Consider the following 20672-nt stretch of genomic DNA (forward strand, 5'->3'; position numbering starts at 1 on the left):
ATCCTCATACCCCCGCCGCTTAAAAAAGCAGCAGGGTAGGCTGAACACCCGGGTCAAATTTGAACCGGCACAACCCTCACAGGTGGGTCAATTTTCGGCCGGCGCCAACACACAGGTCTCACGCTGCGGCGTGGAGAACTCTGCAGCGCTGCCTGATAACTCCCGACCTGAATGACTCGAAGGGCGTGCAGGACGTCCTCCGATCTGCCGAGAGAGAGGAGCACGCGCGGCGTGAGATCGCCAAACGGAGCGAGCTTCGCATGGCAGAACCAGTCAATCGCCTTGTGGCGACCGCCCAAGGTGGCCATGGCAGCGGCCAAGATCGCCTGACCTTCTGCCAGATACAGCCGTGTCCACGGATCTTCTGAAGGTCTGGTCTGACTGTAGGTTTGCACTTGCGACGCAAGCGCTTTCTCGCCCGTGAACCGGCACCAGCCTTCGGACGTCTTCAATTCTTCGGGGGTCATGGCGTGATCGCGACAAAGGCAGCGGTAACAGGGCCCTGAAGCGCGCTTCCGTGGCGTTTGTCGGTGCAATCGAAGGCAGCCACGGCGGTCTTCGGAGATTGAGAAGCCCTGTTCACTCTCTCGTGCGCTCCCCATCGCATTGCATTGGCTTTCCATTTCTCCTCCAACTCGCCCCTTCTCTGCCACTTCGCCTTCAGCAGGTGGGCTGCTCGGAGCGGTCGCTCGATTGGGGTTTTGAGAATCCACGTCACTTTTTGTCTTTTCGCCAAAAAATAGCCTCGTCTTGATCGGCCTCCCAACGCCGATCGAGATCGCTCGCTCCGATGAAAGGGGATCAGCTCGTGTCACCCATATGTTAACGATAGGACGTCGTCTTGACAAGCACCGCCCTGTTTGGAGTGGCCTTGACTAGCACAGGAACGGAGCATCCCGCCCCTATGGAAACGACCTCGCGAACGACGCAACACGATTACCTACAAGTGCTGGGCGAACTGGTACGCGTCGCGCGCGGACAAGCGAATATCTCGCAAGAGCGGTTCGCGAAGCAGGTGGGGCTGGGCCGCGCCTATGTCGGGCATCTCGAACGCGGGAAGAAGAACGTGACGCTTGGCAGTCTGATGGCCATCCTGGAAGGCCTAGAGATAGCACCCGAGGCGTTTTTTCGGAACCTTCATCTTCGACCATCCGTGCAAGGCACCGACGAAATGGTGAAAGCGATCATGCGGCGCCGATTTCCGAAACTCGCTGTAGAAGAACGCGCGAGCTACAGCGAAATGTTTGGGGCTGCCGTTCGGCATGAGCGTCAGCGACGGGGATACTCCCAAGAGGGTTTTGCCAACTTGGTTGGACTGACCAGAACCTACGTTCTGACCTTAGAGCAGGGCAGGCAGAACCCCTCTTTCGTCGTTGTGATGCGCATTCTGGAGGGTCTTGGATTGGAGCCCTCCAAGTTTTTCCGGTATGTTCGATTGCATCCTCGCGCTGCGGCGGATCGAGTGGCCTTTCCGAAGCAGTCGCAGCGGAAATCTGCCTTACGAGCCCGCGCAACATCTCGGCTGCAGATCGAGCATGCCGCCGAACGCACGGGCTTTGGGGGGAGCATCCACGAAAATCAAGCCAAGCGGATCGTACGGACTGCGGGCAGCGCGTGATCTAGGCTGTGGGTGGCGCGTCTCGCAAAGTCGACTGAGCGAGCAACTCGTGAGTAAGCTCATGCCGCGCCCGGGGAACTCGATTCTTCCGCTCCGGTAAACCAAGATCGTCAACCTAAGCCATCCCTTGGGCGCGTGTTGCTTGGCCGTGGCCTAGTGCCTTGGGCACGAAGCCACCCGCCCACCCCTACTTCGCACGCCAGTCGCGCGCGGTCCGCGCGTTCGAACTAACCGACTTGGTTGGTCTGTGCTTGCGGATAGCTGGTGTCGATGTCGCTGGCAGCCAGTGAGTCCTAGAGCCGTTCCGGCAAAACAGCGCAAGATCTGGTAGCCCACTGGGCCGATAAAAGTCAGCCGTGGCCTGGCTCCGTCCAGATGTGCCGATTTTCTCGGTAAATCACAGGCAGCGGGCGCCCTAGATCTGCCAAAACCATCCGATCATTGTCCGACGACGCCATCCCGCTTCGACCGAGAAGGAAGCTTAGAACTTACTACAAGAAAGCCCGCCAACTGCTTGATACCAAGCCATTTTCATCTTGAAAACCATAATCTGGCCAAATCTGAAAAAAACCATAACAGCGTTTTTCGGCCACCAATTGCCTTGTTTCCCACAATAGCAGGCTTTTCAATAACCACGCGGTGTTGGTGGTAGGACGTACTGGATTCGAACCAGTGACCAACGGATTAAAAGTCCGCTGCTCTACCAACTGAGCTAACGTCCCACACTTGTCTGTTCTACTGCGCCCCAAGCGCAGCAAAGCCAAAGATTATAGCGTGCCGTCCTGCGCAATCTGATCGAGCGCCCACCCTGCCGCGCATTGACCGAAGGTCGCAGTCACGCTCACCACCGAGCCGTAGCCGTGGCAGTTGAGGCTGCCATCGCCCTCGTCGATGGCGCATGAGGCATCGGGAGGCGCCACGGCCTCGCGGCTGAAGACGCAGGTCACGCCGATCTTCTTGCCTTCGCGCGGCGCGCCGTGCAACCTGCGCAGGCGGTTGCGCATCTGCGCCAGCAAGGGGTCATGCGTGACCAGAGCAATGTCGTCGATCTCGACCTTGTGCGCCAGCCGCTTGCCGCCCGCCGCGCCCACCGAGATGAAGCGATGCTTGCCGCCACGGGCCCACACCGCCATCGCCAGCTTGGCTCGCACTTCGTCGCAGGCATCGATGACGGCATGCAAGGGACCCTGCGTCTCGACAGCGCGAGACAGCATCGACTCCCAGTTGTCCGGCTCGACGAAGTCGTCGATCGCCAGCACGCGGCAATCGGGATTGATGTGCGCAATGCGGCTGGCCATGGCCTCCACCTTGGCCTGCCCCACGGTGTCATCGAGCGCGTGGATCTGGCGGTTGATGTTCGATTCGGAGATGTGGTCCAGGTCGACCAGCGTCAGCCGGCCCACGCCGCTGCGCGCCAGCGCCTCCACCGCCCACGAGCCGACGCCGCCGATGCCGATGACCATCACATGCGCCTGCCGGATTCGCGCCGCGCCCGGCACGCCATACAGACGCTCCAGCCCGCCAAAGCGCCGGGCCAGATCGGCGGCGGCTTCGGGGGAATCCACAGCAGGCAATGTCGCGTTGTCCAGAACCACGCCTGCTACTTCAAGCGTGCCAGCCGCTCTTTGGCAGCGGACGCTGCTTCCGATTGCGGATAAGCCTTGATCAGGTCTTCCAGCGTCCGGCGCGCGGCCCGGGTGTCCTTCAGTTCGATCTGGCAGTTGGCAATCGACAGCACCGCCTCCGGCGCCTTCGCATGGTCCGGCGCGAGCGAGAGCATCGAGCGGAAATTGGCAATCGCCTCGTTGTAGTTGCGCGTGGCGTACTGCGCGTTGCCGAGCCAGAACAGCGCCGAGGGATTGTAGCCGCTCTGCGGATAGCGCTTGATGAAATCCGCGAAGGCGGCTTGCGCCTGCGGGAACTGGCCCGCACGGAAGATGCCGAGCGCCGCATCGAAATCAGACTTCTCACGCGGATCGGCGTTGAACTCGCGGCCGTCCACGTTCACCGGCGCGGGCTCGCTGCGCTTGATCTTGTCGTCGACCGCCTGCTGGCGTAGTTGCAAGTCGGAGACTGTCTTGGCCAATTGCTCGTTCTGCCCCGTCAGGCGGGCCACGTCATTGCGCAACCCGTCGATCTGGTTCTGCAGTTCGAGCACGGTGCGCGCGTTCTGTTGGCTCGCGGCATCGTATTGCGTGCGCAGCGTCTCGACGCGCTGGCGCAGGTCGAGGATGGCGCGGCGCGCCTCGTCGTCTTCGAACAGCGCCGCATGCGACCCCACCGACGCGCACATGACAAAGGCGGCGCATGCCACGCGCCGCAAACTCAATGCGGGGTTCATCAACGGTACGAGATCTCGGCGCGGCGGTTCTGCGCCCAGACTTGCTCACCCGAGCCCTGGGCCGCCGGCTTCTCCTTGCCGAAGCTGATGGCCTCCATCTGCGAGTCGGCAACGCCCAACAGGCCGAGCGCACGACGCACCGCCTCGGAACGCTTCTGGCCCAGCGCCAGGTTGTACTCGCGGCCGCCGCGCTCGTCGGTGTGGCCTTCGATGAAGATGTGGCGCGACGGATTGGCCTTGAGGAAGCGCGCGTGCCCGTCGATCAGCGACTGGAATTCGGGCTTCACGGTGTAGCTGTCGAAGTCGAAGTACACGATGCGGGCGACGCCCACCGGGCCTTGCGCGTTCAGCGAACCCGTGTCGGCGCTGACCGGCGCCACGGCGCTCTGGCTGCCTTGGCCCGTGCCTCCGCGCGTGTCCGTCACCGGCACATCATTCAGCTTGGTGCTGGACGAGCAACCGGCGATCAGGGCCACCACGGCCAGCGAGTAAATCGTGCGTTTCAACATTTGGAACTCCTCAGTGTTAATCATTGCTTTTGAAACGGACCCCAGTCCGGTTCGCGTATGTCGCCTGCCTGTCCTGCCAATCGAGCCTTGATCTTGCCGTCGAGTGTCGTGGTCATCAGCGCTTCCTTGCCGCCGAGTTGTGTTGCATAGACGATGAGCTTGCTGTTGGGTGCAAAACTGGGCTTCTCGTCGGCCGACGTGTCAGTGATCGCTGACACATTGCCGGACGACAACTCCATCACGTGGAGTTTGAAGGCACCACCCACCCTGGAGATGTAGGCCAACCACCGTCCATCGGCGCTGACAGACGGAGAAATGTTGTAGGTGCCGGAGAAGGTCACTCGCGTCGGGTTGCCGCCGCCTGCGCCCATCTTGTAGATCTGCGGCGCGCCACCGCGGTCGCTCACGAAGTAGATCGTGCCACCGTCGGACGAGTAGACCGGCTCGGTGTCGATGCTGTTGCTTTGCGTCAGGCGCTTGGCTTCGCCGCCGTTGGAGGAGATGGTGTAGAGCTGCGAGCCGCCATCGCGGCTCAGCGTCACGGCCAGCGTGCCGCCATCGGGCGACCAGGCCGGCGCGCTGTTGTTGCCGCGGAAGTTGGCGACCAGGCGGCGCTGGCCGCTCGCCACGTTGTGCACGTAGACCACAGGCTTGCGCGACTCGAAGGACACATACGCCAGTTGCCCGCCGTTGGAAGACCAGCGCGGGGAGATGATCGGCTCGGGGCTGGTGAGCGCGGCCTGCGCGTTCTCGCCGTCCGCATCCGCGACCCACAACGTGTAGCGACCGCCCTTGGTGACGTAGGCGATGCGCGTCGAGAAGATGCCTTTCTCGCCGGTGAGCTTTTCATAGACGAAGTCCGCGATGCGGTGCGCGGCGAGGCGCAGGTCGCCTTGCGGCACCGTGTAGCTCTGGCCGCCGAGATCCTGCCCGCGCACCACGTCCCACAAGCGGAACAACACTGAATAGCGGCCATCGGCCAGGCGCGTGACGCTGCCGGCGACCACCGAGTCCGCGGTGCGCGAGCGCCACAGGTTGAGGTCGGGCCGCGAGGCTTCGTCCATCGCTTGGCCCGAGGCATCGACGCCGCGGAACTGGCCGCTGCGTTCGAGGTCGGCCTGCACGATGGCGGAGATCTTTTGTGGAGACGCGTCCTGCCCCTTGAAGGGCACGATCGCGATCGGCAACTGCGTCAAGCCCACGCCCGTCACTTCGACCCGGAACTGGGCGAGTGCAGGAAGCGCAGGGGAGGCAGCAAGTGCCGCGATGAGGCTGCGGCGGGCGAGGAACGATGAAGAAGGAGTTGGGGAGAAGTCGTGCAACGGCTTGATCATGCGGTTCGGAGATGTTTCCGGTCAGAAAGTTTCTGGGCCGGGCGTAACGAAACGACATGGTACACACTGCGCCGACACCCGCGTCACAAACTGTGTACAGCCTGACCATCGCCAGCAGGCTCGCGCAAGGACACCAAAGCTCCGGTGCAGGATGCACATTTCAACAGCGTGACAGGCCCCCCCGTAGAATGCGCCGCCATGCAGCCTTCTACTGACGACGCGACCGCGCGCCCTCCCCTGACGCGCCGGTTGGCAAGGCTCATGACGTGGTTCGGCCAGTCGCGCCAATGGTGGGCGCTCGGCGTCGTGTCCGCGATGATCGCCGCGCTCACCGAGCCCCTGATACCGGCGCTGCTCAAGCCGCTGCTCGACCGCGGCTTCACCGGCAAGCTTCAGATGTGGCTGGTGCCGACCTTCGTCATCGGCCTGTTCGCGGTGCGCGGGTTGGCCCAGTTCGTCTCGCAATATGCGCTGGCGCGCATTGCCAACGAAGGCATGCAGCGGCTGCGGCGCGTGCTGTTCGACAGCCTGCTGGGCGCGGAGCTGGCGCTGTTCTCGCGCCAGTCCGCGAGCGCCTTGTCCAACACCGTCGTCTATGAAGTGCAGACCGGTGCGATGCTCCTGGTGCAGGCGCTGCTGGGCCTGTCGCGCGACGGCTTCACGGCCGTGGCGCTGCTGTTCTACCTGCTCTACCTGAACTGGAAGCTCACGCTCATCATCGGCGTGCTTCTGCCAGGCGTGGCCTGGATCATGAAGTTCTTTTCCAAGCGGCTCTACCACTTCACCCGGCTCGGCCAGCAGGCCACGGATGAACTGGCCTATGTCGTGGAAGAGAACGTGCTCGCCTATCGCATGGTGAGATTGCACGGTGCCGAAGCCGGCCAGTCGAGCCGTTTCGAAAAGCTCAGCGCCAGCCTCAACCGGTTGGCCGTGAAGTCGACCATCGCCTCCGCCGCGATGACGCCGCTTACGCAGTTGCTCGCCGCCGTGGCCATGTCGATCGTGGTGGTGATCGCGCTGTGGCAGAGCGGAGAACAGGGCCTGACCGTCGGCGGCTTCGTCGCCTACATCACAGCCATGCTGATGCTCATCGCGCCGATCCGTCGCCTGGCCGACATGGCCAACCCGATCACGCGCGGCCTCGCCGCCCTGGAGCGCGGCATGACGCTGATCGACGATGTCGCGCCGGAACAGCAAGGCACCTATGAATCAACACGTGCCACAGGTCACATCGAGTTGCGCGACATCCGCGTCAACTACCGCGGAGAAGACGAAGCGCGCGCGCTCGACGGCGTGAGCCTGACCATCGAGTCCGGCGAGACCATCGCCCTGGTCGGCCCCTCCGGCTCCGGCAAGACCACGCTGGTGAACCTGCTGCCGCGCTTCGTGCTGCCGAGTGCCGGCACCGCGCTGCTCGACGGCCACGAAATCGGCGAATGGAAGGTGCAAAGCCTGCGCGCCCAGTTCGCAATGGTGAGCCAGGACGTGGTCATGCTCAACGACACGCTGGCCGCCAACGTCGCGCTGGGCGCCGAGGTGAATCGCGAACGTGTGCTCGCTTGCGTGGAAGCCGCCAACCTCACCAAGCATGTCGCCAGCCTGCCCGAGGGCATCGACACCGTGCTCGGCCACAACGCCACGCAACTGTCCGGCGGCCAGCGCCAGCGCCTGGCGATTGCGCGCGCGCTCTACAAGGACGCGCCGATCCTGCTGCTCGACGAGGCCACCTCCGCGCTCGACACCGAATCAGAGCGATTGGTGCAGGAAGCCCTGGCCCGCCTGATGCAAGGCCGCACCACGCTGATCGTGGCGCACCGCCTCAGCACCATCCAGCACGCCGATCGCATCGTGGTGATGGACCACGGCCGCATCGCTGAGATTGGCAGCCATGCGCAGTTGATGCAGCTTGACGGGCTGTATGCGCGCCTGCAGACGCATGCGATGCGGACTGCGCCGGCGGGGCAGCCCGCGACGCTCTGACGACACGCGCCCCGTGCGAGCGGGCTACAACAGCACTATGTCGTACTGCCCCTGCCCCATCGCCGGCTCGGACTGCAATGAAATCGGCTTCCCGATGAAATCGCTCAGCCCCGCCAGGTGCTGGCTCTCCTCATCTAGGAACAACTCGATCACCTGCGGCGACGAGACGATCCGGAATTCGCGCGGCGTGAACTGCCGCGCCTCGCGCAGGATCTCGCGCAGCACGTCGTAGGCCACGCTGCGCGCCGTCTTCACGATGCCCTGCCCGCTGCAGGCGACGCAAGGCTCGCACAGCATGTGGGCCAGCGATTCGCGCGTGCGCTTGCGCGTCATCTCCACCAGACCGAGCTGCGAGAAGCCACCGGCCGTCGTCTTGACCCGGTCCCGCGCCAGCTGCTTGCGGAACTCGGCCAGCACCTGCTCGCGGTGGTCGTCGCGAACCATGTCGATGAAGTCGACGATGATGATGCCGCCCAGGTTGCGCAGTCGCAGTTGCCGCGCGATGGCTTGCGCGGCCTCCAGGTTGGTCTTGAAGATGGTGTCGTCAAAGTTGCGCGCACCGACGAAGCCGCCCGTATTCACGTCGATCGTCGTCAGCGCCTCGGTCTGGTCGACCACGAGGTAACCGCCGGACTTGAGATCCACGCGCCGGCCCAGCGCACGCGCGATCTCCTCGTCCACCGAGCACAAATCGAAGATCGGCCGTTCGCCCTTGTAGAGCTGCAACTTCTCCGCCGCCTTGGGCATGAACTCCCGGCCGAACTTCTGCAGCGCCTCGAACTGCTCGCGCGAGTCGATGCGGATGGCCTGCGTTTCCTCGTTGGTCAGGTCGCGCAGCACGCGCTGCAACAGGCTCAGGTCCTGGTGCAGCAGCGACATGGGCGGCAGGCGGGTCGACAGTTCGCGCACGCGTGTCCAGGTCTTGCGCAGGTAGGCGATGTCGTCGGCCAGTTCGGCATCGCTCGCATCCTCGCCGTTGGTGCGCAGGATGAAGCCGCCGGTGTTGGCCGGCACGGTGCCGTTGCCGTCCGCGATGGCCGCCGCCTCGATCAGCGCCTGCATCCGCGTGCGCAGCGCATCGCGCAGGTCCGACGGGATCTTCTGCGACACGCCGATGTGGTTGTCCTGCGGCAGGAAAACCAGCAGCCGGCCGGCGATGCTGATCTGCGTCGAGAGCCGCGCGCCCTTGCTGCCGATCGGGTCCTTGATGACCTGCACCAGCAGCGACTGTCCTTCGAACACCTGCTTCTCGATCGGCACCATCCCGCTGGCATTGCCGCGATGGTCGCGCTCGGGCGGTGTGCTCATCGGGCGCGAACCCGGCGTAAAGGGCGCGACGATATCCGCCACATGCAGGAAGGCGGTGCGCTCCAGGCCGACGTCGATGAAGGCCGATTGCATGCCGGGCAGCACACGCGAAACCTTGCCGAGGTAGACGTTGCCAACCAGTCCGCGCTCCAGCGTTCGCTCGACGTGAAGCTCCTGGACCGAGCCATATTCGACCAGCGCTACGCGGGTCTCCTGCGGAGACCAATTGATCAGGATGTCTTGCATGGGTTGTGGGGTCAGGCCTTGAATCCGGCCTGTTGAAGCAATGCGTTTGTCTCGTACATGGGGAGGCCCATGATGCCCGAATACGACCCCGTCATGTGCTCGATGAATGCAGCCGCGCGCCCCTGGACCGCGTAGGCGCCAGCCTTGCCGAGCGGCTCGCCGCTGGCCACGTAGTCGGCGATGTCCTTGCGGCTGACCTTGCCGAAGGTGACGCGGGACACGCTCAGCGCAGCCACCCTGCGTCGGCCGTTCTGTACGGCCACCGCGGTCAGCACGCGGTGTGTGTGGCCGGAGAGCATTCCGAGCATGCGATGCGCGTCGCTTGCGTCTTCCGGCTTGCCGAGGATGACGCGGCCCAGCGCGACGGTGGTATCGGCGCAGAGGATCGGTGCGGGTGGCAGGCCCAACCGCGCATGGCGTGCGACAGCGGCATCGAGCTTGAGGCCCGTGACCCGCTGCACATAAGCGCTCGGCGACTCTCCGCCACGCACCGCTTCCAGCGCCTCGGCGTCTTCATCGGGCGCCGCCAGCAGCAACTCATGACGAACGCCGAGTTGGCCCAGCAACTGCGCACGGCGCGGGCTCTGGGAAGCGAGGTAGATGAAGGACGGCTTCATTCGCGGTGGTAAGGATGGCCTGCATTGACGGACCACGCGCGATACAACTGCTCGACCAGCAGCACGCGCGCCATGGCATGCGGCAGGGTCAGGTCCGACAGGCGGATGCGTTCATGTGCCGCAGCCTTGAAAGCCGGATCGAGCCCATCCGGGCCACCAATGACCAGCGCCACGTCATCGCCCTCGCCTTGCCAGGCTTGCAAGCGCGCGGCCAGGGCCTTGGTGGTGAGCGAGGTGCCGCGCTCGTCGAGCGCCACGATGCGCATACCCCGCGCGATCGCGCCTTCGATGCGCTCGCGTTCGGCGGCGTAGAGGGTCTCGAGGGTCTTGGAGCCGCGCGGCTCGGTCTTGACGGCGCGCAGTTCCAGCTTAAGTTCGGGCGGGAAGCGCTTGGCGTAGTCGTCCCAGGCGGTCTGCGCCCAGTCGGGCATGCGCTGCCCGACCGCGACCACCAGCAGCTTCATTTGCCGCGAGAGGCAGTGGTCTTGCGTGCTGCCTTCTTGGCTGCGGGTTTCTTGGCGGCGGGCTTGCCGGCGACCACCGTCTTGATCGGGGTCTTGCTGGCGGCGGTCTTCTTGGCCGGCGCCTTCTTCACGGCTGTCGTCTTCTTCGCGGCCGGCTTGCGGCTCGAAGGCTTGTCCGCCTTCGCGGCCTGCTCCGCTTCACGGATCGCGGTCTTGGCGGCACTGGCGCGGCGCAGCGAGGTCGTCGCCTTCTTGGCGGCAGGCGCAGGCGCGGCGCTGCTGGACGCCGTCGAGGGCTTGGCCGCGCCGAACTTCAGGCGCACAGGCTTCTCGCCCCAGATCTCTTCCAGGTGGTAGTACTGGCGGATCGCCGGTTGCATGATGTGCGCCACCGCCGCGCCGCAGTCCACGATGATCCACTCGCCGTTGTCCTCACCCTCGATGCGCGGCTTGCCGAAGCCGGCTTCGCGCACCGCATCGCGCACGCTCGCGGCCAGCGCCTTGGTCTGCCGGTTCGACGTGCCGGAGGCGACGATCACGCGCTCGAACAGCGGTGAAAGATGCTCCGTGTCGAATACCTGGATGTCCTGCGCCTTGACGTCTTCGAGCCCATCGACGATGGCTCTCTGGAGTTTCTGGGTGTCTTTCTTGGCGGCGGCTTCAGTGGTCATCAGGCGGGTGCGTAAAGGTGGTGGCGGTCAATATAGCGCGCAACGGCAGGTGGAACCAGACCGGAGATGTCGGCGCCGCGGGTGACGCGGGCGCGAATATCGGTGGCGCTGATGTCCATCGGGGCCAGATCGATCGGCTCGAATCGAGCGCCGCGGGGAAGCGGCGCCAGACTGCTTCCCGGATCGAATCGGGCTGTGGCGCGTGTGGGGTCTGCCCTGTGCGCTATCGAAACAATAGCGATGGAAAGGATCTCCTCAAAGCCATGCCAACTGCGCAAGGCAGCCGCTTGGTCGGTGCCGATCAGCAACACAGGTTGCATGTCCGGACACTCCTTTTTGAGTTCGAGCAGGGTGTCTAGTGTATAGGTTGGCCCGGACCGCCGGATTTCGCGCGCATCGACGACCACATTTGGCAAGCTTCCGAATGCCAGTTCAGCCATCGCGAGGCGATGTTCCGCACTGCTCAATCCACGCGCCTTGTGCCATGCCTGGCCGGTCGGAAAGATGCGCAATTGCGTGAGATTCAGTTGCGCCAGCGCCGCCTGCGCCAGCGCCACATGCGCGTTGTGCGGTGGATCGAAGGCACCGCCGAACACGCCGATGCGCGGCAGGGCCTGTGTCACACCCACTCGCGACGAACGAGGAAATCGCGCGTCAATGCGGCCTCGGGCGAGCCCGGTTCGTCCTCGCGCCGATAGGCCCAGCTGGCCAGCGGCGGCATCGACATCAGGATCGATTCGGTGCGTCCGCCCGATTGCAGGCCGAAGTGCGTGCCGCGGTCCCACACCAGGTTGAACTCCACATAGCGACCACGCCGGTACAACTGGAACTCGCGCTCGCGCTCGCCGTAGGGCGTGTTGCGGCGACGCTCGACGATGGGCATGTAGGCGGGCAACAAGCCATCGCCGACCGCCTGCAACATTGCGAAGCTCTGCTCGAAGCCAAGCTCCGAGAAGTCATCGAAGAAGATGCCGCCAACGCCACGCGCCTCGTTGCGATGCTTGAGAAAAAAGTAGTCGTCGCACCAGGCCTTGAAGCGCGGGTACTTGTCGTCGCCGAAGGGCGCCAGCGCATCGCGGCAGGTCTGGTGAAAGTGCCGCGCGTCCTCCTCGAAGGCGTAGTACGGCGTGAGGTCCATGCCGCCGCCAAACCAGCAGACGGGCTCGCCGTTGGCCGGCATCGCGACCAGCATGCGGACGTTCATGTGCACAGTCGGCACGTAGGGATTGCGCGGGTGGAACACGAGCGAAACGCCCATCGCCTCGAACGGCGCGCCCGAGAGTTCAGGCCGGTGCTGCGTGGCCGAGGGCGGCAGCTTCGGCCCGCGCACCTGCGAGAAGCCGCAGCCCGCGCGTTCGAACAATTCGCCGCCTTCGAGGATGCAGGTCAGCCCGCTGCCTTGCAATGGCTCGCCGGGCGCCTTCTGCCAGGCATCGCGCACAGCGGTGCGACCATCCGCCTGCTCGACCGCCCCGACGATGCGCTGTTGCAAGCCCCGCAGCCATTCACCGACCGCTTCAGGCGAAACCGCGGTGCTCATCCGCGGTGCGGCAAGGCCCGGAAGCCGATGTCGTGTCGGTATTGCACGCCGTCGAAATGAATGCGCGCCGCGACTTCATAGGCCCGGTGTTGCGCCTGCTTGACGCTGTCGGCCAGCACGGTCACGCAGAGCACGCGGCCGCCGCTGGTGCGGACCTCGCCATTCGACAGCGAAGTGCCGGCATGGAACACCATCGCATCGGGCGCCTCGGCCGGCAGGCCGGTGATCAGGTCGCCCTTGCGCGGGTCCAGCGGATAGCCATGCGCGGCCATCACCACGCCGAGCGCGGTGCGGCGATCCCATTGCAGCTCGACCTGGTCCAGCGTGCCATCGGTGGCATGCCACAGCACTTCGAACAGATCGGACTTGAGCCGCATCATGATCGGCTGCGTTTCCGGATCGCCCATGCGGCAGTTGAATTCGAGCGTCTTGACGTGCCCTTGCGCATCGATCATCAGGCCGGCGTAGAGGAAGCCGGTGAACAGGATGCCATCGCGTTCCATGCCGCGGATGGTCGGCAGGATGACTTCACGCATCGCACGCGCATGCACCGTGGCCGTGACCACCGGCGCGGGCGAGTAGGCGCCCATGCCGCCGGTGTTCGGGCCCTGGTCGTCGTCGAGCAGGCGCTTGTGGTCCTGGCTGGTGGCCAGCGCGGTCACGTTGCGGCCATCGGACATGACGATGAAACTGGCTTCCTCGCCTTGCAGGAATTCCTCGATGACGACGCGTGCGCCGCCCTCGTTGTGCGTCACGCCGAACTTGTTGCCTTCCAGCATGAAGTCGACGGCTTCGTGCGCCTCGGCCAGCGTCATCGCGACGACGACGCCCTTGCCTGCTGCCAAGCCGTCGGCCTTGACAACGATCGGCGCGCCCTTGGCGTCGATGTAGGCATGCGCCTGCGCCGGGTCGGTGAAGGTCTCGAACTCCGCCGTCGGGATCTTGTGGCGCTTCATGAAGGACTTGGAGAAGGCCTTCGAGCTTTCCAACTGCGCCGCGGCCTTGGTCGGGCCGAAGATGCGCAGGCCATGCGCCCGGAACTCGTCGACCACGCCGGCCGCCAGCGGCGTCTCGGGGCCGACCACGGTCAGTGCGATCTTTTCCTTGGCGGCCCACTCGCGCAGCGCGACCGGGTCGGTGATGGGCACGCATTCGAAGCGATGGTCGAGCGCGGTGCCGCCGTTGCCGGGCGCCACATAGAGCTTCGACACGCGCTCCGACTGGCCCAGGCGCCAGGCCAGTGCATGCTCGCGTCCGCCGCTGCCGATGACGAGTACTTTCATTCGGACAACTCTGCGTTGTGATAGACCTCTTGCACATCGTCCAGGTCTTCGAGCACGTCGAGCAGCTTCTGCATCTTCGCGGCATCCTCGCCTGTGACTTCGATGGGGTTCTCGGCCCGCATCGTGACTTCGGCCACCTCAGGCTTGAGACCCGCGGCCTCCAATGCGTTCTTCACCGCTTCGAAATCAGAAACGGCGGTCAGCACCTCGATGGCGCCGTCGTCATCGGTGATGACGTCTTCCGCACCGGCTTCCAGGGCCACTTCCATGATCTTGTCCTCATCGGCGCCGGGCGCGAAGACGAACTGGCCGCAATGCTTGAACTGGAAGGCCACCGAGCCTTCGGTGCCCATGTTGCCGCCGTGCTTGCTGAAGGCATGCCGCACTTCGGCGACGGTGCGCACGCGGTTGTCGGTCATGGTGTCGACGATGATGGCCGCGCCGCCGATGCCGTAGCCTTCATAGCGAATTTCCTCGTAGTTGACGCCTTCGAGGTTGCCGGTGGCCTTGTCGATGTTGCGCTTGACCGTGTCGATCGGCAGGTTGACGGCCTTGGCCTTTTCCACCGCGAGCCGCAGCCGCGGGTTGATGGACAGGTCGCCGCCGCCGAGCCGCGCGGCGACCATGATTTCGCGAATCACCCGGGTCCAGGCCTTGCCGCGCTTTTCGTCTTGCCGGCCTTTCCTGTGCTGGATGTTCGCCCATTTGCTGTGTCCGGCCATAGCTCTATATCTCGCGTTCTCGTGTTTGCAAAGCAGTCCGCGAGTTTACTGTCCGGCGAACGCAACGCCGCCGTTCCGGCGAATGGTGCGCTCAAGCTTTTTGGGATAATCCGCCGATGACGCCGAAGCCACCCGCCCGGCTGCCGTCCTTGGCGCACCAACCTGCATCCGCCGCCCTTTCGTGCCAGGGACCGGTCCAACCTATTGCATCCGAGCCCCGAGCGGCATGAAAAATCAGAACAACAACACGACGTCGGCCGCTTTTCCCGCGACGCGGCACTTGCGCATGAAGGAGGCATCGATGGCTGAAGCCATTCACCAGAAGTCACTGACCCGGCCCGCGCCGAGCCTGCCCGCGCCCGTGAACCTTGCAACTGCCACATGACGACCACCGTTGCGGCGGAAGCGCCGCCCCTTCGCGTCGAGCGGCTGACCCTGGCCCAGGGCCTGGCCCGCGCCGCCGATGGCGACCGTCCCTTCGCCGCGCTGAGCTACGGCGCCGGCAGCGACAGTTCCTGGGTCAGCGGCGTGGCGGCCCGCGTGCTGCTCGACAAGGAACCCGTGGTCGACCTGTGGCATGCCGGCACGCCGGTGCAGTCCGGCACCACCGGCGTGGTGCGCTGGCGAACCGATGGGCACTGGCTGCTCGGCGTGGTCGACCTGGACGAAGATGCGTTCGGCGAAGACCTCACCGCCCTCTCCCGCCGCGCCTACCGCAACCTGTTCGAGGCCATGAAGCTCGCGGGTTGCCCGCATCTGCTGCGCATCTGGAACTACCTGCCGCGCATCAATGCGGACGGCGGCGGCATGGAGCGCTATCGCCAGTTCAATGCCGGCCGCCAGCAAGCCTTCCTGGAAGCCGGCCAGGCGGCCTTCGAGGGTGCGCCCGCCGCATGTGCGCTGGGCGTGCATGAAGGCGCGTTGTGCGTGCGCTTCCTGGCCGGCCGCATCCCGCCGGTGCCCGTGGAAAACCCGCGCCAGGTTTCGGCCTACCACTACCCCGCCGACTACGGTCCGCGCTCGCCGACCTTCTCGCGCGCCGCGCTGGCGGCGCTGGGCGGCGGCCAAGTGGCTTTGTTCATCTCCGGCACGGCCAGCATCGTCGGCCACAAGTCCGTGCATGCCGGCGACGTGCAGGCGCAACTGGCGGAAACGCTGGTCAACCTGCGCAGCGTGATCGAGGCCGCCAACCAGCGCACCAGCGCCCGCTTCTCGCTGGAACGCAGCGATCCGGTCGTGTACGTGCGCCATCCCGCCGACGCACCCGGCATCCGCGCGCAATTGGTGCAGGCGCTCGGTGCACGCTCGCGCTTCATCCGACACGCGGTGTTCCTCGAGGCCGACATCTGCCGTAGCGACCTGCTGGTCGAGATCGAGGCGCACGCGACCGAAGCTGGCGAACTCACCGACTGATGGACCCATTCGAGATGCAGCTTCTTCGCACGCTCAAGAAGGTCTTGCTGGCCGTGCCGCTCTACGCCTTGCTGACGCTGCTCGGCTTCATTTCGCTCGTGTGGAACTTCGTCGCGATGCTGCTGCATCCGGTGCTCCCTTCCAGGGTCGCGCGCCCCCTGGGCCGCGCCACCATTGCGCTGGCCTACCGCTGGTTCTGGGCGATCGCATCGATCACCGGGATGATGCGCATCGACGCGCGCTGCCTGGACGCCCTGCGCAACGAGCGCGGGCTGATCTTCGTCGCCAACCATCCCACCATGTTGGACGCGCTGCTGCTGGTGGCCCACCTGCCGCGCAGCGCCTGCATCATGAAGGCCGACCTGATGAAGAACATCTTCCTCGGGGCCGGCGCGCGCCTCGCGCACTACATCCGCAACGACTCGGCCCGCTCGATGGTGCGTCTCGCGGTCGAGGACCTGCGCGCCGGCGGCCAACTCGTGCTGTTCCCCGAAGGCACGCGCACGGTCGAGCAGCCCGTCAACCACTTCCGCCCCGGCGTCACGCTGATCGCCAAGCTGGCGCAGGCGCCGATCCAGACCGTCTTCATCGACACCGACTCGCCCTACCTGGGCAAGGGCTGGCCGATCTGGAAGGTACCGCCGCTGCCGATCGTCTTCAACCTGCGCCTCGGCCAGCGCTTTGCGCCGCAACAGGACAGCACGGCGCTGCTGATGCAGCTTGAACAGTACTTCCGCCATAACCTCGAACAACGCGCCCTCGACGCCCAGCCCGCATGCCCCAAGACGCCGACTCGCGCACACACCTCGTACTGATCCCGAGCTACAACACCGGCGAGCGCCTCTTTTCGACCGTCAGCGAGGCACGTGCGCAATGGACGCCGGTCTGGGTGGTCATCGACGGGAGCACCGACGGCACGGGTGAGCGACTCGCCCGGCTCGCTGCGAACGATCCCGGCCTCAAGGTCCTGCAACTGCCGGTAAACCAGGGCAAGGGCGCCGCCGTGCTGCATGGCCTGCGCAAGGCCCGCGAGGCCGGCTTCACGCATGCGCTGACGATGGACTCCGACGGGCAGCATCCGGCCGACCTGATCCCGGCCTTCATGCAGGCCTCCATCGCGCGACCCGAGACCATGGTGCTCGGCCGCCCTGTGTTCGACGCCAGCGCACCGCTGCTGCGCGTGCGCGGACGGCGCGTGTCCAACAGCTGGACGCAGTTGGAGACGCTGTTCGCCGGCATCGGCGATTCGCTCTATGGCTTTCGTGTCTACCCCGTTGATTCGCTGATCCACGTGATGGCGCGCCAGCCCTGGATGCGCCGCTTCGACTTCGACACCGAGGCCGTGGTGCGGCTGGCCTGGCGCGGCGTGAAGCCGGTCAACATCGATGCGCCGGTCAAGTACCTCACCGCGGCTGAAGGTGGCGTCTCGCACTTCCGCTATGGGCGCGACAACGTGCTGCTGACCTGGATGCACACGCGGCTGATGGTGGAATTCGTGCTGCGGCTGCCGTGGCTGCTGGTCAAGCGCGTGCTCGGTTTGCCGCCGTTCCAGCGGTAAAGCCGCCGTCTCACGCCTGCGACACTGCGCGCGCAAGCATCCCCAATAAGTTGGATTGCGTCCGCCGATCCCGGCGATCACGATGACAAGGCCGTTTTGGCCTGCTTCGGACCGCGCCATGGACAAGAGACCCACCGTCTTCATCGGCTCTTCGAGCGAAGGCTTGCCCGTCGCCAACGCGCTCGCCAAGCGATTCAGCGACAAGGCCATCGTGGATGTGTGGAATGCGGGCAAGGTCTTCCGAAGCATGGAGAGCTACCTGGATTCGCTGCTCGTCGCCTCCAGCCTCTATGAATTCGCCATCCTGGTGTTCACCTCGGACGACCAGACGACGAGCCGCGACAAGACGCATGCCACGGCCCGGGACAACATCCTGTTCGAGTTCGGCCTGTTCCTCGGCCGCGTGGGCCGACGGCGCACCTACGGCCTGGTGCTGGACAAGCTGCACGTGCCGTCCGACCTGACGGGCATCCACTTCGACAAGTTCAAGCGACGCGCGGACGGCAAGCCCGACGCGGCCTTCACGAAGCTGGCCGACCGCATCGTCGGCGAGATCCTCGACCGGCACACGACGCAAGCCGAGTTCACGCAGTTGCCTTCGACCGCGCTGGCCATCGGCTACTACGAGAACTTCGTCTCCCGGATCTGCGACCAGCTCGACAACTACCAGCCGCTGGTCATCAAGGAGGCGAGCGGGTCGCGCGAGATCGACTATAAGAGCTTTACCCTGAACATCGTGATCCCGGATGACCTGAAGCTGGTGGAACATGCCGCGCTGCGCAGCCTGATCAAGGGACTGACCCAGGTCGTCATCAGCAACAGCGACACGAAGAAGCCCGGCGCGTTGCGCGACTTTCCGTTCTACATTCAGGCGCTGCCCGAGGCCGGCTCGACGCACCTTGAGCTGTTCGACGTGCCAACGACGATGAAGTCCGCGCGGCGCGCGGTGCAGAAGATCTTTCCGACCTCCAATCTCGGCAAGGACAACAGTCAGGCGGTGGCCGAGTTGCGCGAGATCAACAACTTCGAGCGCACCTTGAGGATGCTGGTGAGCGACAACCCGGTGTGGGAGCAGAGCATCAAGTACCGGTATTTGACCGAGTTCGTACCGAAGAACGGCGAATGAAGTGGTTTAAGCCATCCCGCCGTTGATCGAGATCACCTGTCCAGTGATGTAGGCCGCCTCGTGGCTCGCCAGGAAGCCTGCCAGCGCCGCCACTTCCTCCGGCGTACCGGCCCGCTTCACCGGCACCATCTGCTGGATCAACGCCGCATCGAAGGCCGCATCGGCCATCGGCGAGGCGATGACGCCGGGCGCGATCGCATTGACCGTGACGCCGCGCGCCGCGACTTCCAGCGACAGCGCCTTGGTCGCGCTGTTGAGCCCGCCCTTGGCGGCGGCATAGTTGACCTGGCCGCGATTGCCCATCAGCGACGCCACCGAGGACACGTTCAGGATGCGGCCCCAGCGCGTGCGCAGCATCGGCAGCAACAGCGGCTGCGTGACACGGAAGAAGCCGTTGAGCGACACGTCGATGACCTTGTGCCATTGCTCCGCGCGCATGCCTGGCAGCACGGCATCGTCATGCACGCCGGCGTTGTTGACGATGATCTGCACCGGCCCGCCCTGCAACATCAGGGCGCACCCGGCCGCGGTGCCTTCGTCGCTGCGCAGGTCGAACACGTGGCATTCGGCGCTGCCGCCTGCGGCCTTGATCGAGTCGGCCAGCTGCTCGACAGCCTCGGGGCGCGAGCTGGCATGCAGCAGCACGGTGGCGCCGTCGCGCGCGAGGCGCTGGGCGATCGCCGTGCCCAAGGCGCCGCTGGCGCCGGTGATCAGGGCACGTTTTCCGGAGAGGTTGGTCGCAGTCATGTGGGCATGGGGGTGTTGAGAACTACCACCGCGCGGCCGTCCGCGAGCGCGGCGCCGTTCGCGTCGGTGACGCTGAATTCGTAGAGCACCTGGCGGGTATCGCCGGAGAGCCGCCTGGCGCGCACGTGGAGGGCGCCCGGCACATCATCGAGGCGGGCGACGGCAAGGCGCACGTTGCGCACGCTGGCGATGAATCCGGCCGATGGCGTTTCGCCCTCGGGCATCAGCAGGCCGCCATGCAGGGCCATCGCCTGCGCGGCGTACTCGATCGCATTCGGCGCCATCAGGCCACTGGCCGTGCGCAGCGGGTTGTCTGGCAATTGATGCGTGGAGGTCGTGCAGTGGATCGCCTCCGCATCCCAGCTTTCCAGTCGTTCCAGCAGGCACATCGAGCCGCGGTGGGGAATCAGGGCCTCGATGGCTTCACGCTTCATGGTTTGGGGATGGGTCATGCGTCGATACGGTCGGCAACGAGCAGCACGTTGGCGAACGGCGTGCCCTCGCTCATGGGAATGCTTTGCACGCGGAAGCCGAGGCGTTGCAGCACGGCAGTCCAGTCCTGCAAGGTTCGGCCCCAGGTCGGCGAGACCTTGTGGCCGCGGATGCGCGTCACGGTGCGGTCCACCCACTGGCTGATCGCAAAGCCGCGCCGGCTCGCCGCATCGCCTACGCGCAGCAGCAGCCTGCCGCCTGCGGGCAGGGCATCGCGCACGCGGCGCAGCACGCCTTCCTGTGCCTCGTGGTCGACGTAGTGCAGCACATCGAGGATCACGACCAGGTCGCTGGCGGGGAAAGCGGCCGTGCACATGTTGCCGCAGACGAAGCGCGGCGTGGGCTGCAGGTGCCCGATGGACGATTCGGCGCGGGCCACATCGCGCGGCATCAGCTCGATGCCGATGTAGTCCGAGCGCGCCGGCGTGGGCGCCCATCTCGACGGCCACTGGCCCTTGGCCTGCATCGCAGCCATCGAGGACAGCAGGCTGGCGAACAGGCCTTGACCACACCCAATGTCGAGCACCCTGCCCCGGCCGGCGTCGATCAGGCCGCGCTCGATCAGCCCCCGGAAGACCGGATCTCGGCCCAGCTTGCCGCGCGCGAACTCATAAGCGAACTTGCCGGCCTTTCGATAGGGTTCGGTGGCGGCATCATGCAATTGCCGCCAGGCGGCATCGGTGGAGATCACGGTACTCATTCA

At 65.3% G+C, this 20672-nt stretch carries 22 protein-coding genes and 1 tRNA gene; 6 read left to right on the forward strand and 17 right to left on the reverse strand.

All coding sequences use genetic code 11. The annotated features are described in order from the left end of the window. Window positions 1–53: 53 nt before the first annotated feature. Window positions 54–467 carry a hypothetical protein gene (locus tag WKW79_RS34280; protein ID WP_340339708.1) on the reverse strand — a complete coding sequence of 138 codons (414 nt, stop codon included), beginning with the start codon at window positions 465–467 and terminating at the stop codon, window positions 54–56. A 437-nt stretch (window positions 468–904) separates the two neighbouring features. Between WKW79_RS34280 and WKW79_RS34285 the strand changes: the two genes are divergently transcribed. Then, window positions 905–1618: a helix-turn-helix domain-containing protein gene (locus tag WKW79_RS34285; RefSeq protein WP_340339709.1), complete on the forward strand. Its 714-nt coding sequence runs from the start codon at window positions 905–907 to the stop codon at window positions 1616–1618. Between the two features lie 646 nt (window positions 1619–2264). Here the strand turns inward: WKW79_RS34285 and WKW79_RS34290 are convergent. The 5 genes from WKW79_RS34290 to tolB all read right to left on the reverse strand — a co-directional run bounded on the left by WKW79_RS34290 (window position 2265) and on the right by tolB (window position 5802). After that, a tRNA-Lys gene (locus WKW79_RS34290) sits at window positions 2265–2340 on the reverse strand. A gap of 45 nt (window positions 2341–2385) precedes the next feature. Then, on the reverse strand, window positions 2386–3213 hold the full coding sequence (locus WKW79_RS34295; protein WP_340339710.1) for a tRNA threonylcarbamoyladenosine dehydratase: 828 nt from the start codon (window positions 3211–3213) through the stop codon (window positions 2386–2388). A 5-nt stretch (window positions 3214–3218) separates the two neighbouring features. Continuing rightward, window positions 3219–3959 carry a tol-pal system protein YbgF gene (gene ybgF / locus WKW79_RS34300; protein WP_340339711.1) on the reverse strand — a complete coding sequence of 247 codons (741 nt, stop codon included), beginning with the start codon at window positions 3957–3959 and terminating at the stop codon, window positions 3219–3221. Beyond that, entirely contained in the window at window positions 3959–4468 is a 510-nt protein-coding gene (gene pal / locus WKW79_RS34305) for a peptidoglycan-associated lipoprotein Pal (protein WP_340339712.1), read from the reverse strand. Before pal ends, ybgF begins: the two co-directional genes overlap by 1 nt. Before the next feature lie 20 nt (window positions 4469–4488). Further along, complete coding sequence (gene tolB / locus WKW79_RS34310) at window positions 4489–5802, reverse strand: Tol-Pal system beta propeller repeat protein TolB (RefSeq protein WP_340339713.1); 1314 nt, start codon at window positions 5800–5802, stop codon at window positions 4489–4491. Between the two features lie 198 nt (window positions 5803–6000). On the opposite strand from tolB, the gene msbA reads away from it, so the two are divergent. Beyond that, window positions 6001–7782, forward strand: a complete 1782-nt coding sequence (gene msbA / locus WKW79_RS34315; protein ID WP_340339714.1) for a lipid A export permease/ATP-binding protein MsbA — start codon at window positions 6001–6003, stop codon at window positions 7780–7782. Between the two features lie 24 nt (window positions 7783–7806). Here the strand turns inward: msbA and rng are convergent, their stop codons facing one another. Genes rng through WKW79_RS34355 form a run of 8 tightly spaced genes read right to left on the reverse strand, consistent with a single transcriptional unit; the run spans window position 7807 to window position 14633 of the window. Continuing rightward, window positions 7807–9336 (reverse strand): ribonuclease G, encoded by a 1530-nt coding sequence (gene rng, locus WKW79_RS34320; RefSeq protein ID WP_340339715.1) that lies wholly within the window; start codon window positions 9334–9336, stop codon window positions 7807–7809. A gap of 11 nt (window positions 9337–9347) precedes the next feature. Then, complete coding sequence (locus WKW79_RS34325; RefSeq protein ID WP_340339716.1) at window positions 9348–9953, reverse strand: Maf family protein; 606 nt, start codon at window positions 9951–9953, stop codon at window positions 9348–9350. Further along, window positions 9950–10417, reverse strand: a complete 468-nt coding sequence (gene rlmH, locus WKW79_RS34330; RefSeq protein ID WP_213959318.1) for a 23S rRNA (pseudouridine(1915)-N(3))-methyltransferase RlmH — start codon at window positions 10415–10417, stop codon at window positions 9950–9952. The genes WKW79_RS34325 and rlmH overlap by 4 nt, the downstream gene beginning before the upstream one ends. Beyond that, the gene (gene rsfS / locus WKW79_RS34335) at window positions 10414–11088 is read right to left on the reverse strand and encodes a ribosome silencing factor (RefSeq protein ID WP_340339717.1); all 675 of its coding nucleotides are present in this window, start codon (window positions 11086–11088) and stop codon (window positions 10414–10416) included. The genes rlmH and rsfS overlap by 4 nt, the downstream gene beginning before the upstream one ends. Beyond that, a complete protein-coding gene (gene nadD / locus WKW79_RS34340; RefSeq protein ID WP_422824019.1) occupies window positions 11088–11717 on the reverse strand; it encodes a nicotinate (nicotinamide) nucleotide adenylyltransferase in 630 nt (209 codons plus the stop codon). Before nadD ends, rsfS begins: the two co-directional genes overlap by 1 nt. Further along, the gene (gene hemF / locus WKW79_RS34345) at window positions 11708–12628 is read right to left on the reverse strand and encodes an oxygen-dependent coproporphyrinogen oxidase (RefSeq protein ID WP_340339719.1); all 921 of its coding nucleotides are present in this window, start codon (window positions 12626–12628) and stop codon (window positions 11708–11710) included. Before hemF ends, nadD begins: the two co-directional genes overlap by 10 nt. Continuing rightward, window positions 12625–13911, reverse strand: a complete 1287-nt coding sequence (gene purD / locus WKW79_RS34350) for a phosphoribosylamine--glycine ligase (protein ID WP_340339720.1) — start codon at window positions 13909–13911, stop codon at window positions 12625–12627. Before purD ends, hemF begins: the two co-directional genes overlap by 4 nt. Continuing rightward, a complete protein-coding gene (locus WKW79_RS34355; RefSeq protein WP_340339721.1) occupies window positions 13908–14633 on the reverse strand; it encodes a YebC/PmpR family DNA-binding transcriptional regulator in 726 nt (241 codons plus the stop codon). The genes purD and WKW79_RS34355 overlap by 4 nt, the downstream gene beginning before the upstream one ends. Before the next feature lie 381 nt (window positions 14634–15014). Here WKW79_RS34355 and WKW79_RS34360 point away from each other — a divergent pair, with 381 nt between their 5' ends. From WKW79_RS34360 to WKW79_RS34375, 4 genes are all read left to right on the forward strand, one after another. Beyond that, window positions 15015–16046, forward strand: coding sequence for a chorismate transformation FkbO/Hyg5 family protein (locus WKW79_RS34360; protein ID WP_340339722.1), 1032 nt, complete (start codon window positions 15015–15017; stop codon window positions 16044–16046). 14 nt (window positions 16047–16060) lie between these two features. Next, window positions 16061–16861 (forward strand): lysophospholipid acyltransferase family protein, encoded by an 801-nt coding sequence (locus WKW79_RS34365; protein WP_340339723.1) that lies wholly within the window; start codon window positions 16061–16063, stop codon window positions 16859–16861. Continuing rightward, entirely contained in the window at window positions 16822–17604 is a 783-nt protein-coding gene (locus tag WKW79_RS34370) for a glycosyltransferase family 2 protein (protein ID WP_340339724.1), read from the forward strand. Before WKW79_RS34365 ends, WKW79_RS34370 begins: the two co-directional genes overlap by 40 nt. Before the next feature lie 118 nt (window positions 17605–17722). Beyond that, window positions 17723–18730 (forward strand): STING domain-containing protein, encoded by a 1008-nt coding sequence (locus WKW79_RS34375; protein WP_340339725.1) that lies wholly within the window; start codon window positions 17723–17725, stop codon window positions 18728–18730. A 6-nt stretch (window positions 18731–18736) separates the two neighbouring features. Here WKW79_RS34375 and fabG read toward each other — a convergent pair whose 3' ends face one another. The 3 genes from fabG to WKW79_RS34390 are packed head-to-tail and all read right to left on the reverse strand — an operon-like array spanning window position 18737 to window position 20669. After that, complete coding sequence (gene fabG / locus WKW79_RS34380; RefSeq protein ID WP_340339726.1) at window positions 18737–19477, reverse strand: 3-oxoacyl-ACP reductase FabG; 741 nt, start codon at window positions 19475–19477, stop codon at window positions 18737–18739. Further along, the gene (locus WKW79_RS34385) at window positions 19474–19929 is read right to left on the reverse strand and encodes a hotdog family protein (RefSeq protein ID WP_340339727.1); all 456 of its coding nucleotides are present in this window, start codon (window positions 19927–19929) and stop codon (window positions 19474–19476) included. Before WKW79_RS34385 ends, fabG begins: the two co-directional genes overlap by 4 nt. Continuing rightward, window positions 19926–20669 carry a methyltransferase domain-containing protein gene (locus WKW79_RS34390; protein WP_340339728.1) on the reverse strand — a complete coding sequence of 248 codons (744 nt, stop codon included), beginning with the start codon at window positions 20667–20669 and terminating at the stop codon, window positions 19926–19928. The genes WKW79_RS34385 and WKW79_RS34390 overlap by 4 nt, the downstream gene beginning before the upstream one ends. Window positions 20670–20672 lie beyond the last annotated feature (3 nt).

The organism is Variovorax robiniae, from assembly GCF_037889955.1.
Classification (GTDB): Bacteria; Pseudomonadota; Gammaproteobacteria; order Burkholderiales; family Burkholderiaceae_C; genus Variovorax; species Variovorax robiniae.

Bases quoted from the DNA above. Each gene is read 5' to 3' on its own strand.
- WKW79_RS34280 (WP_340339708.1), bottom strand. From the start codon at position 467: ATGACCCCCGAAGAATTGAAGACGTCCGAAGGCTGGTGCCGGTTCACG.
- WKW79_RS34285 (WP_340339709.1), top strand. From the start codon at position 905: ATGGAAACGACCTCGCGAACGACGCAACACGATTACCTACAAGTGCTG.
- ybgF (WP_340339711.1), bottom strand. From the start codon at position 3,959: ATGAACCCCGCATTGAGTTTGCGGCGCGTGGCATGCGCCGCCTTTGTC.
- pal (WP_340339712.1), bottom strand. From the start codon at position 4,468: ATGTTGAAACGCACGATTTACTCGCTGGCCGTGGTGGCCCTGATCGCC.
- tolB (WP_340339713.1), bottom strand. From the start codon at position 5,802: ATGATCAAGCCGTTGCACGACTTCTCCCCAACTCCTTCTTCATCGTTC.
- msbA (WP_340339714.1), top strand. From the start codon at position 6,001: ATGCAGCCTTCTACTGACGACGCGACCGCGCGCCCTCCCCTGACGCGC.
- rng (WP_340339715.1), bottom strand. From the start codon at position 9,336: ATGCAAGACATCCTGATCAATTGGTCTCCGCAGGAGACCCGCGTAGCG.
- WKW79_RS34325 (WP_340339716.1), bottom strand. From the start codon at position 9,953: ATGAAGCCGTCCTTCATCTACCTCGCTTCCCAGAGCCCGCGCCGTGCG.
- rlmH (WP_213959318.1), bottom strand. From the start codon at position 10,417: ATGAAGCTGCTGGTGGTCGCGGTCGGGCAGCGCATGCCCGACTGGGCG.
- rsfS (WP_340339717.1), bottom strand. From the start codon at position 11,088: ATGACCACTGAAGCCGCCGCCAAGAAAGACACCCAGAAACTCCAGAGA.
- hemF (WP_340339719.1), bottom strand. From the start codon at position 12,628: ATGAGCACCGCGGTTTCGCCTGAAGCGGTCGGTGAATGGCTGCGGGGC.
- purD (WP_340339720.1), bottom strand. From the start codon at position 13,911: ATGAAAGTACTCGTCATCGGCAGCGGCGGACGCGAGCATGCACTGGCC.
- WKW79_RS34355 (WP_340339721.1), bottom strand. From the start codon at position 14,633: ATGGCCGGACACAGCAAATGGGCGAACATCCAGCACAGGAAAGGCCGG.
- WKW79_RS34360 (WP_340339722.1), top strand. From the start codon at position 15,015: ATGACGACCACCGTTGCGGCGGAAGCGCCGCCCCTTCGCGTCGAGCGG.
- WKW79_RS34365 (WP_340339723.1), top strand. From the start codon at position 16,061: ATGCAGCTTCTTCGCACGCTCAAGAAGGTCTTGCTGGCCGTGCCGCTC.
- WKW79_RS34370 (WP_340339724.1), top strand. From the start codon at position 16,822: ATGCCCCAAGACGCCGACTCGCGCACACACCTCGTACTGATCCCGAGC.
- WKW79_RS34375 (WP_340339725.1), top strand. From the start codon at position 17,723: ATGGACAAGAGACCCACCGTCTTCATCGGCTCTTCGAGCGAAGGCTTG.
- fabG (WP_340339726.1), bottom strand. From the start codon at position 19,477: ATGACTGCGACCAACCTCTCCGGAAAACGTGCCCTGATCACCGGCGCC.
- WKW79_RS34385 (WP_340339727.1), bottom strand. From the start codon at position 19,929: ATGACCCATCCCCAAACCATGAAGCGTGAAGCCATCGAGGCCCTGATT.
- WKW79_RS34390 (WP_340339728.1), bottom strand. From the start codon at position 20,669: ATGAGTACCGTGATCTCCACCGATGCCGCCTGGCGGCAATTGCATGAT.